This window comes from Bacillus sp. 05T21 (assembly GCF_056396785.1).
Window position 1 is genome coordinate 18,078 of sequence record NZ_JBFTMD010000017.1, and the last position, 17,688, is coordinate 35,765.

General features: G+C 32.1%; 13 protein-coding genes and 4 pseudogenes. 10 read left to right on the plus strand and 7 right to left on the minus strand.

Annotation, left to right across the window (positions count from 1 at the left end):
• Positions 1-23: 23 nt before the first annotated feature.
• Both AC1DKZ_RS23225 and AC1DKZ_RS23230 read right to left on the minus strand, forming a co-directional pair.
• Complete coding sequence (locus AC1DKZ_RS23225) at positions 24-338, minus strand: DMT family transporter (protein WP_002137468.1); 315 nt, start codon at positions 336-338, stop codon at positions 24-26.
• Complete coding sequence (locus tag AC1DKZ_RS23230; protein WP_001030833.1) at positions 338-679, minus strand: DMT family transporter; 342 nt, start codon at positions 677-679, stop codon at positions 338-340. Before AC1DKZ_RS23230 ends, AC1DKZ_RS23225 begins: the two co-directional genes overlap by 1 nt.
• Before the next feature lie 191 nt (positions 680-870).
• On the opposite strand from AC1DKZ_RS23230, the pseudogene AC1DKZ_RS23235 reads away from it, so the two are divergent.
• Positions 871-1,212 (plus strand): annotated as a pseudogene (locus AC1DKZ_RS23235) (VanZ family protein); the annotation flags it as partial.
• Positions 1,213-1,278: 66 nt separating this feature from the next.
• On the opposite strand, the pseudogene AC1DKZ_RS23240 reads toward AC1DKZ_RS23235, so the two are convergent.
• Positions 1,279-1,371 (minus strand): annotated as a pseudogene (locus tag AC1DKZ_RS23240) (IS6 family transposase); the annotation flags it as partial.
• Positions 1,372-1,424: 53 nt separating this feature from the next.
• Entirely contained in the window at positions 1,425-2,234 is an 810-nt protein-coding gene (locus AC1DKZ_RS23245) for a MerR family transcriptional regulator (RefSeq protein ID WP_476997132.1), read from the minus strand.
• A gap of 478 nt (positions 2,235-2,712) precedes the next feature.
• Between AC1DKZ_RS23245 and AC1DKZ_RS23250 the strand changes: the two genes are divergently transcribed.
• The 8 genes and pseudogenes from AC1DKZ_RS23250 to AC1DKZ_RS23285 all read left to right on the plus strand — a co-directional run bounded on the left by AC1DKZ_RS23250 (position 2,713) and on the right by AC1DKZ_RS23285 (position 14,031).
• Positions 2,713-4,572: a HAMP domain-containing sensor histidine kinase gene (locus AC1DKZ_RS23250; RefSeq protein ID WP_476997133.1), complete on the plus strand. Its 1,860-nt coding sequence runs from the start codon at positions 2,713-2,715 to the stop codon at positions 4,570-4,572.
• A gap of 154 nt (positions 4,573-4,726) precedes the next feature.
• Positions 4,727-4,942, plus strand: a pseudogene (locus tag AC1DKZ_RS23255) (ABC transporter permease); the annotation flags it as partial.
• A 505-nt stretch (positions 4,943-5,447) separates the two neighbouring features.
• Positions 5,448-6,152 carry a response regulator transcription factor gene (locus tag AC1DKZ_RS23260; protein WP_002137462.1) on the plus strand — a complete coding sequence of 235 codons (705 nt, stop codon included), beginning with the start codon at positions 5,448-5,450 and terminating at the stop codon, positions 6,150-6,152.
• Entirely contained in the window at positions 6,152-7,138 is a 987-nt protein-coding gene (locus tag AC1DKZ_RS23265; RefSeq protein ID WP_476997134.1) for a sensor histidine kinase, read from the plus strand. The genes AC1DKZ_RS23260 and AC1DKZ_RS23265 overlap by 1 nt, the downstream gene beginning before the upstream one ends.
• 143 nt (positions 7,139-7,281) lie before the next feature.
• The gene (locus AC1DKZ_RS23270) at positions 7,282-8,052 is read left to right on the plus strand and encodes an ABC transporter ATP-binding protein (protein WP_002137457.1); all 771 of its coding nucleotides are present in this window, start codon (positions 7,282-7,284) and stop codon (positions 8,050-8,052) included.
• The gene (locus AC1DKZ_RS23275; protein WP_476997135.1) at positions 8,027-9,997 is read left to right on the plus strand and encodes an FtsX-like permease family protein; all 1,971 of its coding nucleotides are present in this window, start codon (positions 8,027-8,029) and stop codon (positions 9,995-9,997) included. Before AC1DKZ_RS23270 ends, AC1DKZ_RS23275 begins: the two co-directional genes overlap by 26 nt.
• 32 nt (positions 9,998-10,029) lie before the next feature.
• The gene (locus AC1DKZ_RS23280) at positions 10,030-10,773 is read left to right on the plus strand and encodes a lipoprotein BA_5634 family protein (protein WP_476997136.1); all 744 of its coding nucleotides are present in this window, start codon (positions 10,030-10,032) and stop codon (positions 10,771-10,773) included.
• Between the two features lie 801 nt (positions 10,774-11,574).
• A complete protein-coding gene (locus tag AC1DKZ_RS23285; protein WP_476997137.1) occupies positions 11,575-14,031 on the plus strand; it encodes a PBP1A family penicillin-binding protein in 2,457 nt (818 codons plus the stop codon).
• 352 nt (positions 14,032-14,383) lie between these two features.
• On the opposite strand, the pseudogene AC1DKZ_RS23290 reads toward AC1DKZ_RS23285, so the two are convergent.
• A pseudogene (locus tag AC1DKZ_RS23290) lies at positions 14,384-15,040 on the minus strand (IS4 family transposase); the annotation flags it as partial.
• 74 nt (positions 15,041-15,114) lie between these two features.
• Positions 15,115-15,501, minus strand: a complete 387-nt coding sequence (locus tag AC1DKZ_RS23295; protein ID WP_476997138.1) for a carboxymuconolactone decarboxylase family protein — start codon at positions 15,499-15,501, stop codon at positions 15,115-15,117.
• Between the two features lie 159 nt (positions 15,502-15,660).
• Between AC1DKZ_RS23295 and AC1DKZ_RS23300 the strand changes: the two genes are divergently transcribed.
• Complete coding sequence (locus AC1DKZ_RS23300; protein WP_377867547.1) at positions 15,661-16,035, plus strand: MerR family transcriptional regulator; 375 nt, start codon at positions 15,661-15,663, stop codon at positions 16,033-16,035.
• Between the two features lie 435 nt (positions 16,036-16,470).
• On the opposite strand, the gene AC1DKZ_RS23305 is transcribed toward AC1DKZ_RS23300, so the two are convergent.
• Positions 16,471-17,400 carry a carbohydrate binding domain-containing protein gene (locus tag AC1DKZ_RS23305; RefSeq protein ID WP_476997139.1) on the minus strand — a complete coding sequence of 310 codons (930 nt, stop codon included), beginning with the start codon at positions 17,398-17,400 and terminating at the stop codon, positions 16,471-16,473.
• Between the last annotated feature and the right edge of the window lie 288 nt (positions 17,401-17,688).

Below are 17,688 nucleotides of genomic sequence, written 5' to 3' on the forward strand. Positions count from 1 at the left end.
AACGAAGTGAAAGTGGGGGTAGTTCAAGAAACGAGTTTTAGACCTATTGCAGCACCTAAAACCATACCTATAAAAATAAGTCTTTTCCAGTCTTTTGATTCCCCATAAAAAGCCATGCCTAAAATTGCACCACCAGACGCACCAATTCCAGTCCAAATTGCATAGGCTGTCCCCATAGGTAGTGTTTCCATTGCGTAAGCAAGAAATATAAAACTTAATCCAAATCCGAGAATTAACAAAAATAATGATTGCCAATTTCGATCTTTATGCAATTTATTTATCATAGCAACACCAAACATTTCACACAGTCCTGCTAAAATTAAGGAAATCCAAGCCATTAGGATTCATCTCCTTCCTGAACTTTGTCATCTGTAACTAATTTCAAGCCAATTACTCCAGCTAATAAAAATAAAATCAAGAGTACTTTACCCATTTTAAATGGTTCACCAAAGAACAAGATTTCAGAAAAGACAGTTCCAGCTGTACCTAATCCAACAAAAACAGCATAAACAGTTCCCACGGGAAGTATTCTTCCTGCCATAATCATTAAATAAAAGCTCAAAAATATAGCAATGATAGTCCCCGTCCAAGTCCAAAAGTCATCAGCATGTTTTAAACCAATTACCCAAAAAATTTCAAAGAAAGCAGCAACAAATACTTTAATCCAGTCTTTATTCATTTAAAAGACACCTCCAATTTTATTCTTACCAAAAAAAAACAAAAAAAGCCTAAGAGATAGCTGCTAAACAGTTTCTCCCATGTTTTTATCCTTCAGTGACACGGCAAATCTGTGAGTTTACTCTGGCCAAGACTCACACTACTTTATCGGGGTAGCATCACATGCCCAGCATGCTAGAAATAACAAATTACCTCATACCCATTACAAAAACTGATATGTCTCAAGTTACTATAAAAACATCGATAGAATTAAAAGACGAAAGGAAAAAGATGCCTATTTATAAAGATTACGTTACAAAAAAATCACATGTTCGAGATGTTGAAATTCTTTCTCCAAAGGAAGCATTTCAAAAACTGAAACAAGGAGACTTCGATCCTATAGGATCTTTCAAAGCAGGTGATACATTATTCATTACAAAATATAATATAGATTACTATACTGATACAAAAGGTTTCTCTCAGCCTATATATGTTTTTGAAGTACACTTAAATGGTAAAGATATTTGGTCTCAACCTATTTCCGCAAAGAAATAACGTAAATTTGGTTCTGTTGCAAAGTTTTTTAAGAAATAAACAGAGACATGAATGTATGAGGAAATATTATGAAGAGGCTACTAGTACTGGCTGTAATTCATGATGCATCGAAAAGGCGGAGTCTGTTTGAAGACTTCGCCTTTGTTTGTATAGTGAATGCCTAGGGGATAAGGGGCAGCATAAAATGCTCATTTCTTTTGGTGTTTCGATTTTTATTCAACAGGAATTTGCATATTCATAATTATCTGTCCTTCTGGATAAAACAGATTCAATTCATGTAAATCTGTTTCAATTACATTACATGATCTAAACTGTAAACCATTTCTCTCTATATAGTCTGTAATATTTGTAAATATTTGACGTCGTATTTCATCCATATGCTCTTCTGTACATACGTAATCAACGCAAAGATAATTACCTGCAGGTATACTAAGAATTTCAACATGCTCTATCTCTGTATCGTTCAAAACAGGATAATAAACTGAAAGTCCCAGATCATCATTGAATAAATTCTTAATAGAACACATTGTTATAAATTGTTCTTGAAAAAATTCACCTTGCTTAAAAATAGAACGGAATTTCTCAAAAAAGGATTTTACACTATTAAATTTTTCTCCTTTGATGTGATAATATTTTCTTTCCTCAAAATAGACACTCTGAATTTCATTGAAGTTTCTACTTCTATTTTGAAGGAGATCGAGGAGCCTAGTAATTTTCTTTTGCATTTCCATAAATCGATAAATTTCAGTTTCAATATCATTTTTTTTGTTCTGTAAGATATTTATATTGTTTATTACATTTCTCTTATTTATTACTAAATCAATTTCTTCAATTGAAAAGCCTATATCTTTACAAAAGAAGATTTGGCTAATTCTTTGTAGATCTTCATTTCCATAAAGTCTATAGTTATTTTTACCTACCTTTGGCTGAACTAATCCTTTTTCTTCATAGAATCGAAGTGTTTCTTTCGTTGTATTAAAAATCTTAATTACATCACTTTTAGTTAACTTATAGCTATCCATAGATTTATATTGCCTCCTATAAGGAATAATATTCATACTATAAACTATGTGGTTACTTCATAGTCAATAAATAAAAAGAAATTCTTTTTAACCAAAAATGGTCGTCGTTTTTGGAACAAAAAGTTTCTAGTACAAAATTATGTTTTGTTTTATGTAATCCCATTAACTACAAATACACAATTATAATAAATTTTCAATTTTAGGGTTATCCCTGCATTTTATCTTTACATAAAACATGTAACATATAAGCGTAACTAAAAGGTATTACAAAATATGTAGATGGTTAGATGTAAATATATTAAGCACAAACAAGTTGATCAATGGAGTTTTTTATAAAACATGTATCTATCTTAACTGTTGTTTATTGGTGTAATTGTATAGTAAAAAGAAATATTGGTAAATTACGGAATGGATAGGAAGGTAAATTTAAGAGTGTTATAATCATTGTTCGAGCAGCTTGTTAACTGGAGGTCAAATATTGAAAAGAGGAATTGTATTAAAATTGTTTATGATAACAACAGTGTTGTGTATGTTCATTTTGGCAACTATTATTGTTGGACAAACAATATTCTTTAAACAATTTTATACGAATAAAAAAGTAAATGATGTCAAAATAAACGTGAATTCTTTTGGAAAGGATTATTTGAAAAGTGAAGGCAATTCACAAGTTAATCAAAAACTAGAGCAAGATTTCTATCGAGAACATAATACATGGATTACCACATTAGATAGTAATGGGTATTTAAAGAATGTAAAGGATTTTTATATAGAATTAAAATTAAATCCGTCTAAAAATAAAGAAAATCAATTCGTGGACTCTACAATTTCTATACCACTGTATAATTTCAAGTTTGAGGGCGATTATACGAGAGATATGTTAAATGAAATATTCCCTTTAGGAAAAAAAGTTATTTTGCAGGGGATAGAAAATAATTCTACATTTATTCCATATCTTTTATTATTTAACACGAAAAATCCAAGTTTGATAAATCCGATATTAGAAAAAAGAATAACTGATATTTTAATACAGCAAAAAAATAAATATAATTCTAAAGAAGTCCCTAAAATAGATACTAAAGAGTATAAAAGAGCATTCGAAGAACAACTACCTATAACATACCTAGAAGGGAATATTACAAATGTTCAACTTTCGGGTGAGAATGAACAATCTAATTTTGCTTATACAAATAATTTATTTATGGAAAGGATACAGGAGTTTCAGGCAAATTTATTGCTTAATAAAAAGAATGCTAACTACAATTCGTTACAGGAAATAGATTATGAACAGAATGATATTAAATATAAGATAATAATAAAACCGATAAAGGACAAGAATGGTGAAGTAACATACATTTTTTCAATGGCGTCATTGCAGCCAGTTGATGAAGCTGTACAAATGATAAAAGAGTACTATGTCTATATTGTTTTGCTTGTGTTGGTTCTTATTTTTCTATCTTCTTTTTACTATTCAAAAAAGATAGCCAAACCCTTATTACAAATAAACAAGACAACTAAGCAAATTGCAAACCTAGATTTCTCAGAAAGGGTTCCAGTCGAATCGAGAGATGAAATTGGTGATTTATCCCAAAATATTAATTTGCTTTCAAATACATTACACTCACATATTGAACAGTTGCAGCGAGATATAGAGAAAGAAAAAAAATTAGAAAATACAAGAAAAGAATTTATTTCCGGGGTATCGCATGAGTTAAAGACACCTCTAAGTATTATGAAAAGTTGTATTTCTATTTTAAAAGATGGTGTTGCAGATCATAAGAGAGAGTATTACTTTAAGGCTATGGAAAAAGAAGTAGATAAGATGGATATGATGATTGTAGATATGCTTGAGTTAGCAAAATTTGAATCCGGTACGTATAAAATGCAGATGGATGTTTTTTATATTGACATTGCCATTCAGCATATATGTGAACAGTTATCTTTGGAGATAATAAAAAAACAATTGCATGTTCACACACATCTTTCTGCGATTGAAGTCATTGCAAATCATCGTCTTATGGAACAAGTAATCACAAACTTTATCACGAATGCTATTCGTTACACACCAGAAAAAGAAGACATTATTGTTTCTACAATAGATGAGCCAAGTCGAATAAAAATCTGTATCGAAAATAAAGGTGCCCATATCGACGAAGATCAATTAGATAAAATTTGGGATCGTTTTTACCGGCTTGATACAGCAAGACAACGGTCGCAAGGTGGAACAGGACTTGGACTTGCCATTTCAAAAAACATCTTAGAACTTCATGGAGCAGAGTATGGAGTATATAATACAGTTGATGGTGTGTTGTTTTATTTCTATTTACAAAAAAAGGTGTAGAACTTTTGTTCAACACCTTTTTTCATTTATTTTAATCAGATCTCAACATTTCCTTTAATGTACAGAAAAATAGAAGAAGAACTTGGTAAACGGTAAAGAAAATACAATGAATTTTAAGTAAAATCTATACGGAAATCCTTTACTTTATAGTACGGTATTACTATTTTTCTTACCAATTGTAGTGGCTATGGTTCACAGCAGTTTTGCATTTCTAACGTTTCATCAATTAGGACAAACAGTAAGCAAGGAAATGTCTGTTATTCAAAGCTCAATTGTTGTATTAGTAATCTTTATTTGTATGCAAATGATTTACTTCCTCATTATTAGACATCACTATTTAAAACGTATATGTACAAAAATGTATTCATAAAAAAGATAGGCAAAAAATTAAATGTGCATACTCAATCACTAATTATGGTTGGCTATGCACATTTAGAATGTTAAAAATATACCAAGGTTAATATGTATTTGTTCCGATTCATTTTGATCTTCTTGGCTTATCAGTTGTCAGTGGCTCAAAAAAAGGAATCATGGTATTACCCCTTTTAGATAGCCCTAATGGGTATAAAATTTATAAGGTTTTTAGTTAATATGTAAAATGGATATTGTATTTAATGAAGCGCCCTGTAAACAGGGTGCTTTTTCAATTATATCCTATTCATCCAATTGGAGAATCAACATACTATTTTAAGTAAAGAAAAAAAGATGGATACCATCTCTATTACGTTTATTAATTTAGAAACAATAAATATACACTTTAATGGATACTTATTGCATTTTAGGGGGGATATAAGATATCATCTTTTTTAAATAAATAAAATATAAAACACTAAACGAACTTTAAAAATTACACTTAAATTAAAGGAGATTACGAAATGAATACAATCATGATTGTAGAAGATGATATGAAAATCGCTGAATTACTGGGAACTCATATAAAAAAATATGGATACCAAAGTGTTATTATAGAGGATTTTGAAAATATCTTAGAAATATTTCAAGAGATAAAACCAGATTTAGTGATATTAGATGTAAATTTACCTAATTTTGACGGTTATTATTGGTGTCGCCAAATACGAGCTATTTCTACTTGTCCAATTGTATTTTTATCTGCAAGGAGTGGAGAAATGGATCAAGTTATGGCTTTAGAAAATGGTGGTGATGACTACATTACGAAACCTTTTTATTATGAAGTTGTAATGTCTAAAATCCGTAGTCAACTCAGGAGAGCATACGGTGAATATGCTCCTAAAGTAAAAGAACGAATAGTTGAGCAATCAGGATTATTCCTGTTCCCAGAAAGAATGGAACTTCAACTAGAAGATAAGACAATTATACTTACTAGAAAAGAAACAACTTTATTGGAAATATTGATAACAAAGTCTCCACTCCTTGTAAAACGTGAAGTGATTTTAGAACAACTATGGGATAGTTCATATATAGACGAGAATACATTGAGTGTAAATATAGGAAGAATTAGAAGGAAATTGCAAGATTTAGGTATTGAAAACGCACTGGAGACAGTTCGTGGTGCTGGATATCGTTTGCATGCTACTTGGGAGAGGGAAGGAAAGGAATAATGAAATTATTTTTAAAAGAACATATTCCACTCATTTGTTATACATTTGCCCAATTGCTTATCATCCTTTTTATATATTGGTTTGATGGTTATCCACATGTTTTGACAGCATTATATTCTGTATTTTTAGGTGTTTTTTTATTAATGGGTTATTTAATATATCGTTATTATAGTCATCGTTCATTCTACAAGCGTCTATCAACACCAATGGAAACGTTAAATGAATCAATAAAAGATAGTGATTCGACTCCGTTATCAATGGCCTTAGAAACATTACTACAAACTCAATATCAATATTATCAAAACCAATTAAAAAAATGGGAACGAAAACAACAAGAACAAATGACTTTTATGAATCAATGGGTTCATCAAATGAAAACACCTCTTTCTGTTATTGAGTTAATTACACAAGATGCAGATGACTCTCAATTTGACAGTATTAATGAAGAAACGGAAAGAATCAAAAAAGGATTAGAAATGGTCTTATATGTTGCTCGTTTAGAAACATTTGAACAGGATTTTCATGTAGAACAATTGCAATTATTGGGAATGCTTGATTCTGTTATTCATGAAAATAAACGTCTGTTTATACGTAGTTATGTGTATCCAGAAGTAAAAGTAGACCCGAGTCTTATTGTAGAAACAGACAAGAAATGGTTTCGATTTATACTCAATCAAGTACTGTCAAATGCAATTAAATATTCATCAAGTAAGAAAGGGAAAGTAATAGTATCGGCGTATTCAAAAGGACGAGCAATTATTTTGGAAGTAAGAGATTATGGAGTGGGTATTCCTACTGCTGATTTACTACGTGTTTTTAATCTATTTTATACTGGAGAAAATGGTAGGAAATTCAAAGAGTCTACAGGAATGGGATTATATCTTGTTAAAGAAGTATGTGAAAAATTAAATCATAAGATTGAGCTAGAATCTGAGGTAGGTAAGGGAACGAAAGTTAGAATCGTATTCCCGTATGCCTCTCGTTAACCGATGAAAGAAAGATTATTCATCGGTTTTTTCTTTTGAATCTTACAAACTTGTTAGATAAATGTTAGGGAAATCGATAGGGGACATACTAAATATAGGTTACACTTCATGTATCGAAAAGAGAAATGGAAGGTGAAATACTTGTGGAGATACTACATGTTTCAGATTTAGGGAAGGTTTATCCTGGGAAAATTTCTTATACAGCATTATCCCATATTGATTTAAAAATAAACAAAGGTGAATTTGTAGGAATTATGGGACCATCTGGGAGTGGTAAAACAACGCTATTAAATATGGTTTCTACTATAGATGCTCCAACATCAGGAGAAGTATTAATTCATGGAGAAAATCCATATCTGTTATCTCCAGATCAGTTGTCTTTATTTCGAAGACGTGAATTAGGGTTTGTTTTTCAATCATTTAATCTCCTTAATACACTGACAGTGAAAGAAAATATTGTTCTTCCACTTACGCTTGATGGTGTAAGCCCTACAGAAATGGAAGGGAAAGTGGAAGCTATTGCTGAAAAATTAGGGATAACTGAAATATTAGATAAACGTACGTATGAAATTTCTGGTGGGCAGGCACAAAGAACAGCAATCGCACGAGCTACTATTCATAATCCGAAATTATTACTTGCGGATGAGCCTACAGGAAATCTGGATTCAAAATCTGCTAGTGATGTGATGGAATTATTGACAAAGCTTAATAAAGAAAATAGCACAACGATGATGTTAGTGACACATGATGCAATGGCTGCAAGTTATTGTGATCGAATTGTGTTTATCAAAGATGGACAGTTATACAATGAGATTTATTGTGGAGATAATCGCAAAGTATTCTATCAAAAAATTCTAGAGGTTTTAGCATTATTAGGAGGAAATGCAAATGACTTTTCGACAGTTCGCATTTAATAACGTCATTCGAAGTAAACGAACATATTTGGCTCATTTTTTAAGTAGTACGTTTGCTATTATGATTTTCTTTACTTATGCATTACTTGCATTTCATCCTAATTTACAAGGTGATCTTGCTGCCAGTATAACAATCAATACATTTGCAAAGTCAGGATTACAGATATCGCAGGGGTTAATATTTTTCTTCTCATTCTTCTTTATCCTATATTCTGTAAGTGCATTTTTAAAAACAAGAAAAAAAGATTTTGGAATTCTAATGCTACATGGGATGTCGCGTTCACAGTTGAATAAATTAGTATTTATTGAAAATATAATAATTGGTATCGCTTCTATTTTAACAGGAATTACAATTGGAATGGCGTTCTCTAAGTTTATCTTAATTATGAGCAACAATCTGTTAATGATTGATAAAGGACTCCCATTTTACATGCCATTTAAAGCAATTGGGATAACATTTGGAGCGTTCTTATTACTATTTTTATTTATTTCACTTTTCACTTCTCGACTAGTAAATGTAGAGCAATTAGTAGAATTAATAAAAGCAGAAGAAAAGCCAAAGCCTGAACCAAAAGCATCTCTGTGGCTATCTTTGTTCGCACTAATTTGTATTGGATTAGGATATACAGCTGTTTTCCATAGTGTTAACGCAATTCATTACAAGGATGTGAAATATGTATTATTCATGATGGCGACAGGGGTGAGCTTTGTTGTACTTGGTACATACTTCTTATTTACACAGCTTAGTGTGTATGTGTTACGTGCATTAAAGAAGAGAGAAAATATTTTCTTTAAAAAAACAAACATATTAACCCTCTCAGATTTAGTGTATCAATTAAAAGATAATGCAAAAATGTTTTTTATGGTAACTATTATTTCTGCTGTTGCCTTCACTGCAGTGGGAACTTGTATGGGATTAGGTAACTCATCCATGGCTGAATCAAATAGTCCCTTTGCATTTTCTTATAAGTCTTATAATAATAATCCTTTAGAAAAAGTGCATCTAAAAAAAATAGAAAGCGAACTCAATAATGGTGGGTTTAAATTCAAACAAGTAGCTTATTCAATAAAACAAATTAGGGATACCATTTATAACAGTAATGTTTTATTAAGTGTTATAAAAATAAGTGATTATAATAAGTTAGCTGAGGCATTTGGTTTTGAAAAAGAAAGCTTAAAAGATGAAAATGATAGTTTTGTCATACCATCAAGAAAAGTTACTAATACAAAATCTAATCAAAATAACTTTCAATTGTTGCATGGAAATATAAAAAAAGCTATGCATGTAAATAAAATACTAACGCCAAAAGAACTACAAGATACAAACACAACGACAATTATTATTCCGGATACTGTATATAATCAAATGATTGTGGATCCAGAGAGTCACTACGGTCAATTCACTATCAATGGTTTTGTTGTGAAAGATTGGGAGAAAACAAAAAAAGTTGCTGAAAAAATCTTGGCTTCCTTACAGAAAGGGAATAAAGATATAAATGATCCTAGGGTATACAACGAATCATATCAATTTTCGACTTTAATTTTCACATGGATAGATATGAAGCAAAGTTTTGGACTTGTATCTATCATGAGTGTATTAATAGGTATTGTTTTCTTTACGTTTGCGGCAAGCTTTTTATATTTCCGATTATACACAGACTTAGAACGAAATCAGCAGCAATATAAAATGATAGCAAAAGTTGGTTTAAGTAAACCAGAATTAAAGAAAATTGTATCACGACAACTGGCATTGTTATTCTTTTTACCAATTATAGTTGCTATTACACATAGTGCGGTTGCTTTTATGGCCTTACAAAATTTAGCCGCTTTTTCAGTCTTGGGTAGTTCAACTATGGTATTGATTTGTTTCTTAGTTATGCAAATTATATACTTTTACTTTGTTCGTTCCCAATACTTGAAAAAAATGTATAAAATGATTTTTTAATTCAAATATAATTAAAAGAAGGAGAATATAGGTTGAAAAAAAGAATTGGATTATTAATAGTAGCTAGTATTTCGATTACCATGTTAGGAGCATGTTCATTATTGGGTGCAAAAAATTCCCCGGCAAATGGAATTTCAATAGAAGTAGGAGCGATAAACGAACAAACAAGAAGCTCTATAATTGACTCATACAAAGATATAACAAGCTCACAAGACCTATATCAATTAAAAGAAGGGACTATAGATAATAACAAGCTCGACATAAAGCTACCGACTAATTTTGTGGATTCTATGGATACTGCTACTAGTAATTTACTATTTATTAGTAGAACAACTGCTGAAAAAATGAATAAAAAGGGACTTATACGTGAAAGGGATAATAACGAGGGTCTCCTATCTTCAGACCCTCTTGACTCGTTACCAAAAATAGAAAAAGATGAAACTATCATATTTGCAAATAAAGAATATAAAGACTTGAAAGAACTAACATTCGATAAGAAAAAAATGAATGTTCAATACAAAGGGGATGTATGGCTATCTCCATATCGTGGTGGATCCAACGAAATCCTATTAATTGTAGATGATACATTATTTAAAGAAATAAATGGGAAAGAAAAAACTAGACAGATTCTATCTTTTAATAAATCTATTGGGAATCTTAATTTAGTCAATCAAGGGAAAGCACCAGAATTAAGTAAGGAAATAGATAAAGTGAATACGGCTTTAGGCACTGAGGACAGGGGAGCCGTTAATTTTGTAAATATTACAGAAAAGTAAAAAATCACGTCTATATGGGTAAAAACTGGTCACCATCAAGTTAAGCAAAATAAATACAACAAAACGAAAAATCTCACTTCTTATCTGAAAAAAGATGAAAAGTGAGATTTTTTGCTTAGCGAGGTAATGTTCCAAAACGCTGATGGTACTACATGCCGATCAAGCTAAGAATGGATTTTCTATGAAATTCCATTTTCGTTGCTGTACCCTTATTACCATTTCGGTTCCGTTACTATACAAACCCAAATTTGTTCCTCATCTTAAAGTGGAACAAATTTATTACTTAAATTGTCTATTAGATGTGATCTTAAAAACTTAGTGCCAAAGCTTGATACATTGAATCTGGTTTGACATCTATTTTAAGTACTGCAAAATACGAAAGGACTGATTATCTTGAAAAGTACAAGGATGTTAAAAATAGGTGTGTGTTGGAATACTAAGTTTAAGTCTTGCAAGTGTAAAACTTTTTACAGGTAAACCATTTTAGGTGGGAGTAAAAGAAAAAGTAAAAGTAAAAAAACAAAACATGCAAATCTAAGAACTCACCATTACAAGTATAAGATATAGTACAAAGAGATAAGGAACAGTTCACTATTCTCTTGCTTTTAGGGGCAGTATTATTATAAAGGATAGAGATGAAAATAGTTTGTTCAAAAATTAATCTAAGTTTTATAACCTATGAATTGGGAAATATTTACTACTTACGATTAGTAAACTGTTTAAATATAAGTATATTTCTGAAGGTGACTTCAATAAATTTAAGTAAATCAACAGGAGAATTGAAAGGTAGGAGAAAGTAGCATGTCAGAAAATTATCGTTCTCGAGAGGAGCGACGACAAGTTAAAAAGAAAAAACAGCCAGCTGCTAAAAAACAAAAACCAAAAGGTAAAACATCATTTTTTCGTAAGTTTTTAATTAGTTGTTTATTACTTGGTATTGTAGGGTTAGTCGCAGGTGTTGCTACTTTTTTCGTTATGATCAAGGATGCGCCAAAACTTGAGAAAACTAAACTTGTTAATCCGTTATCCTCAAAAATATATGATAAAGATGGGAAATTGATATATGAGTATGGGAAAGAAAAACGAACAAATATTAAGTATGATCAAATTCCTAAATTAGTAGAAAATGCATTTTTAGCGGCAGAAGATGCACGTTTTTATGAGCATAGAGGCGTAGACTTTAAAGGCACTGCACGTGCAGTTTTAGTCAGCCTAAAAGGGGATTACGGCTCTCAAGGTGGAAGTACGATTACGCAGCAAGTTATTAAAAATTACTTCTTATCGATGGAAAAAACGTCAAAGCGAAAGGCGCAAGAAATATATTTAGCGTATAAGCTAGAACAACAGTATTCAAAACATGAAATTTTAGAAATGTATTTAAATAAAGTTTACTTAGGCAACCGTTCATACGGAATCGCAACAGCAGTACAAAATTACTATGGTAAGGAATTAAAAGATTTAACACTACCAGAAGTTGCGATGCTTGCGGGTTTAATGAAAGCGCCTAATAACTATGATCCAACGAAAGAACAAAATATTCAAAAGGCAACAGAAAGAAGAAATGTTGTACTTGAATTAATGAATCGACATGGTTATATTACAAAAAAAGAAATGGAAGAAGCATCAAAAGTTCCAGTAACAGAAGGGCTTAAGACAGCAACTGAACAACAAGAAATGCCATATCCTGCGTTTATGGATGCGGTTGTGAAAGAAGTTGAAAAAGAGTTGCCAGATGCTAATATTGGATCTGACGGTTTAGAAATTTATACAACATTAGACCCAAAGGCACAGGATTTTGCGGACAAGCTTTTAAATAAAAATATTATTAATTATCCAAATGAGAAATTCCAAGGGGCTTTCACATTTATGGATACGAAAACAGGAGAAGTTCGTGCAATTGGTAGCGGACGTGGTGAAAACAAAGCTGTATTTAAAGGACATAATATAGCTATCGAATTAAATCGCTCAGCAGGTTCAACGATGAAACCAATTTTTGATTACGCTCCTGCAATTGAATATTTAAAATGGGCTACTTACCATCAAATTGATGACTCTCCATTTAAGTATTCAACAGGACAAGAAGTTAGAAATGCAGATAGAAAGCATTTAGGACCAATTACAATGCGAGATGCATTGAAAACCTCACGAAATATCCCGGCTATTAAAACTGCAAAAGAAGTAGGAATTAATAAATCAAAAGCTTTCTCTGAAAAGCTAGGTATTAAATTTAATGTAGCACCGACGGAATCAACAGCGATTGGTACAAATGAAGCGTCACCGACTGAAATTGCAGGTGCTTATGCGGCATTTGGTAATGATGGTAATTATACGAAGCCGCATTTTGTTAAGAAAGTCGTTTATCCAGATGGTAAATCAAAAAGCTTTGAGCAAAAGCCAAAACGAGTTATGAAGGATTCTACAGCATATATGATTACTGATATGCTTCGTACTTTTGTTTCATCTGGATTGGGTACAGCAGCTAATATAGGTTCTTTGGATGTAGCGGGTAAAACAGGGACTACAAACTATTCTTTAGAACAAATAGCACAATATAATCTACCAGAAAGTGCAACTCGTGATAGTTGGTTTGCTGGTTATACACCACAATATACGATGGCAGTATGGACTGGATATACAAAAGATAGTAAAGACGATTATATTAGTAGTAAAAATACGAAAATTGCTCAATTGATATTTAAAGAAATGATGAGCAATTTCGCTACAGATAAGTCACAATTTAAAATGCCGAACAGTGTAGTTCAAGAAGGTAGCGAATTACGTATTAAAGGTGAGAAGCGTGATTCTTCTCCAAATACGAAAATACCAAATACGACTGAACAGCATAGTAATAATAATCAAAATAAGCAAAAAGAAAAGCAAAAGAAACAAGAGGAATTAAAGAAACCAGAAGAGCAAAATGAGCCAAACAGTGGTAGTGAAGAAGGAAATACAAAGCTACCAAACAATGGTAGTGGTCAAGGAAATACAACACCGCCAAACAATGGTAGTGGTCAAGGAAATACAACACCGCCAAACAATGGTAGTGGTCAAGGAAATACAACACCGCCAAACAATGGTAGTGGTCAAGGAAATACAACGCCACCAAACAATGGTAGTGGTCAAGGAAATACAACACCACCAAACAATGGTAATGGCGAAGGAAATACAACGCCGCCAAACAATGGGGATGGCCATGGAACGCCAAAGCAACCAAGTAATGATGAGAATACAGGAGAGGGTTCAGCCGATAATGGATAATAAGTAATATGAAGAAATCGTTGGTTTTATTTTTAAAATAACGTTTGATCAAAAATACCTTACAAACCCATATTTTAAAATAAACAAAAAACCCCAATATTTGATTTTTAGAAATCAAATATTGGGGTTTTTTATATGAATTGAATACATAATGGCGTTGAAAAGAAGGAGTAAAAGGGAATTCTAATAAACAGAGAATCGTTCCATTGGCTGAGAGAGCGAATGCTAGAACTCTTTGAAGGTAGTCTTGGAGCTTTGCTTTTGATAGGGTAAGATAGTTGAGTAGAAAGCAACGGTTAGGTTCTCGTTATCGAACTATAGTTATATGACTTATTGAGTCTATTTACCTTGAGGAAATATAGAAGGCTCCTATCGCATCCATTTGATGGAGATCTTTCAGGTCGAAGTAACCTAAATCACGTATACATAAATGATTTGGTTTTACCGTTTGTAAACAAGTGGAACCATAGGTTCGATTATTTTGTTTACCGGTCCCTAAATGAATATGTAGGAATTGTCCACTTAGAAGATCGTATTCTAATTGAATCTTTACGCCAGCTGTATGGCTACCTCCTCCAGATCCTTGATAAGCTAAAGCGAATATATCTGGAAGTTGAAAGTTCGTGGAATCCAAGATTCATATACGTTGAAACTGATTAGTATAGCGATGAAGAAAGCGCTGAGAAGCAAATAGCTTTTGGATAAGCAAGGAAGAGAATATATGTTGAAGGAGCTTGACAGCTGAAGGATTAAATCGTTGATTGAGCCCCTCAGGGGTCATCAAAACCCCTGTCGAAGACTCTAAATTACTACATAATTGTGTTAATGAAGTACTCGCGACTTTTTGACTTAGCCATACACACAGAGTTATTAATTCTTGAGCACGATATTTACTGGTCCGTTTCACAAACCCAACCTCTTTCGCAACTTCTTGAAGAGCTAGAGGAGATAAACAGTGTTGTAGTTCTTTGGAAAAGAGGTTAAATTCATCTAAAAGTGAAAAATTCATAAAAAAGCACCATCCTTTCCTATTATAAAAAAATAAGGTAATTGATTCGACTGAGCTTATTTATTAATAGTATCTTATACTAAGTTCAGCTTACGTTCTTCAAAAATTCGTTTTGCCACAAAGATTGCATTAAGGACTCGTGGAAAGCCAGTGTAAGGGATGCAGTGCATAATTGCTTCGACTATCTCATCTGTTGAGAGACCAACATTAAGTGCCGCATTAATATGGACATTAAGTTGTGGTTCACAGCCACCCTGTGTAGTTAATGATGCGATTGTAACCAATTGACGTTGTTTGATATCTAGTCCTTCTCGAGGATAGATATCACCAAAGGCGAATTCAACAACATATTTACCGAGATCAGGAGCAATATCTTTTAGTGAATCTATAACAAGTTGCCCACCTTCTCCATCTACTTCCATTAGTTTTTGCCAGCCACGCTGATAACGTTCATTATTCATTGCATTTGCCTCCTAAGAATTTATAAATTTTAATTTTTTAATCATTTAGTATGTCTATGTTGCGTAGTATCAATTGATTAAAAAGTAACTCTTGATTAAACGTTACACCCTCGAGTGCACTCTAAAGCAACCCCTTTTCTTTGTGTTATAATGAATTTTATGGAAAATATATTTACTATTAAGCAAATTTCAAAAATAACAGGACTTACTGTGCACACTTTGCGTTACTACGAAAAAATTGGATTACTTAATGAGGTGAGCCGAGATATCAATGGTTATCGTCAATATTCGGAAGCCGATATTTCTTGGATCAATTTCTTAATCCGTTTAAGAGTAACAGGAATGTCAGTCACAGACATGAAACTTTTTTCTGATTTACGAAGTCAAGGTGAACCTACAATAAGTGCTAGACGAGAATTGTTAGAAATACATCAAAACAAAGTCCTTAAAGAAATTAAAGAGTTGAAGGATAATCTGATGAAAATTGAAGAAAAAATTGATTACTATAAGAGGATGGAGGAATATAGGAAATAACCATTTTACATTATCATTCGTGTCAAAAGTTTAGGAAAGTACCTACTGAAAAAACACCATTCTTTCGAAAGGATGGTGTTTTTTTGTTTTAGAGGTATTAATTTTTTTTAGCTTGATGGGCATGTGGCGTGCCTCTCTGTTAAAAGAAGTATAAGATGGCCGTTTTGGTCAACTTATGCTTCTTTTAGTTTACGGCCAACTTATGCTTCCAGGATTTAAAGAATATTTTTAATGTCGCCTTTAAATAAAGTCGCGACTTTTAGGGATAGCATCACATCATCATCAATCTAAGAATAGCAAATACCCCAAAACGAAAAAAATGTACATTTTTTTCGTTTTGGGGCGTTATAAAACCCTTAAGTTGATAGGCATATGGCGACTCATTTCTAGAATTGTTTTCATGTGTCAATGATAGAAATATATTTTTAATTATGGCTACTTTTCAACTAGTACGATATCATCAAGATAGGCATCACCGATTACATATCCATTAATTTGTAAGAAGAATGAATATGGATTATTAGTATTTAGAGTAGTAAATTCAACCGATTTTTGTTCATACTGTGTGGAAGTAAACTTCATATAAAGTGTGTCTTTTCCCCCAGGAGATTGTGCTCCTACAAATAAGGTTTTTTCAGGACCCGATACTTTTCCAGATGCGGACATGATGTATGTAGTATTAGGCTTCAAAGTTACGTCTCCCTTAAGATGACCGATTCCTGAACTAAAATGAAGTCCTTTAGAATTATTTACTCCTGCATGCTCTTCAATATTGTAATTTAAAGAGCCATATGATGGTTTAAAAGGTTCTAAACTTGAATTGTGGTCAAAATCAATATTAAAAATATAAGATTTCTCCTTTTCCTTTAATTGTACATTATCAAACTTAGCCCTCCCATTTGCTGTAGAAGCAAGTTTGACAGCAAAGTTTGACACATCTTCCCCTGTTTTAAACTTCATCTCATGATGTTCCGGTCTAAATCCTGTATACTGCTTCTTTGTTAATGGAACGATTTCTTGATTGGCATTCAGATTACCTACTGTTACTTCTGATGGAGAAACTATACTTCCCGCTATATCAAATGTTAATGTATATTCTGTATTCGGCTTTACAGTAACAAGCTGATAGGCTGTGTCTGCATGTATTAATTTGAGATAATGATTGCCTGGTTCAGAAGTGCCGATATTCTCGGTAGAATAATTAGGATTAGATAAAATCCAGTTATTTAGCCCATCCTCAAAGTCTCCATTCCTAACTTGTTCATTTGCAGATGAACTATCTGCTGATACAATACCTGAAAAACCTATACTGGCACTTAATACAATTGCTGTAGACAATACTCCGATACCGCTTTTTTTAAACAATTTCTTCATTTCCTTTGGTCATATTAATATTTGCTTTTTCACATTTCTATATATATTTGGATAAACCTGCCAAAGAACAACTTTATTAAAAAATATTTATGTATCCGAGATTTAGGTTATTTTAATTTGAAAGATCTTCAACATATACAAGGACACCTCGCTCAAATTGAACGGGTAAAGAAAGCATATCAAGAGAGCACAGTGACCTATTAACTAACGGAAGTGTCAGTTCCACTTGCTCGTTTATTAAGGTTATTCGTATCAATTTGACCAAACATTATTCCAAAG

Bases quoted from the DNA above. Each gene is read 5' to 3' on its own strand.
- AC1DKZ_RS23225 (WP_002137468.1), bottom strand. From the start codon at position 338: ATGGCTTGGATTTCCTTAATTTTAGCAGGACTGTGTGAAATGTTTGGT.
- AC1DKZ_RS23230 (WP_001030833.1), bottom strand. From the start codon at position 679: ATGAATAAAGACTGGATTAAAGTATTTGTTGCTGCTTTCTTTGAAATT.
- AC1DKZ_RS23245 (WP_476997132.1), bottom strand. From the start codon at position 2,234: ATGGATAGCTATAAGTTAACTAAAAGTGATGTAATTAAGATTTTTAAT.
- AC1DKZ_RS23260 (WP_002137462.1), top strand. From the start codon at position 5,448: ATGAATACAATCATGATTGTAGAAGATGATATGAAAATCGCTGAATTA.
- AC1DKZ_RS23265 (WP_476997134.1), top strand. From the start codon at position 6,152: ATGAAATTATTTTTAAAAGAACATATTCCACTCATTTGTTATACATTT.
- AC1DKZ_RS23275 (WP_476997135.1), top strand. From the start codon at position 8,027: ATGACTTTTCGACAGTTCGCATTTAATAACGTCATTCGAAGTAAACGA.
- AC1DKZ_RS23285 (WP_476997137.1), top strand. From the start codon at position 11,575: ATGTCAGAAAATTATCGTTCTCGAGAGGAGCGACGACAAGTTAAAAAG.
- AC1DKZ_RS23295 (WP_476997138.1), bottom strand. From the start codon at position 15,501: ATGAATAATGAACGTTATCAGCGTGGCTGGCAAAAACTAATGGAAGTA.
- AC1DKZ_RS23300 (WP_377867547.1), top strand. From the start codon at position 15,661: ATGGAAAATATATTTACTATTAAGCAAATTTCAAAAATAACAGGACTT.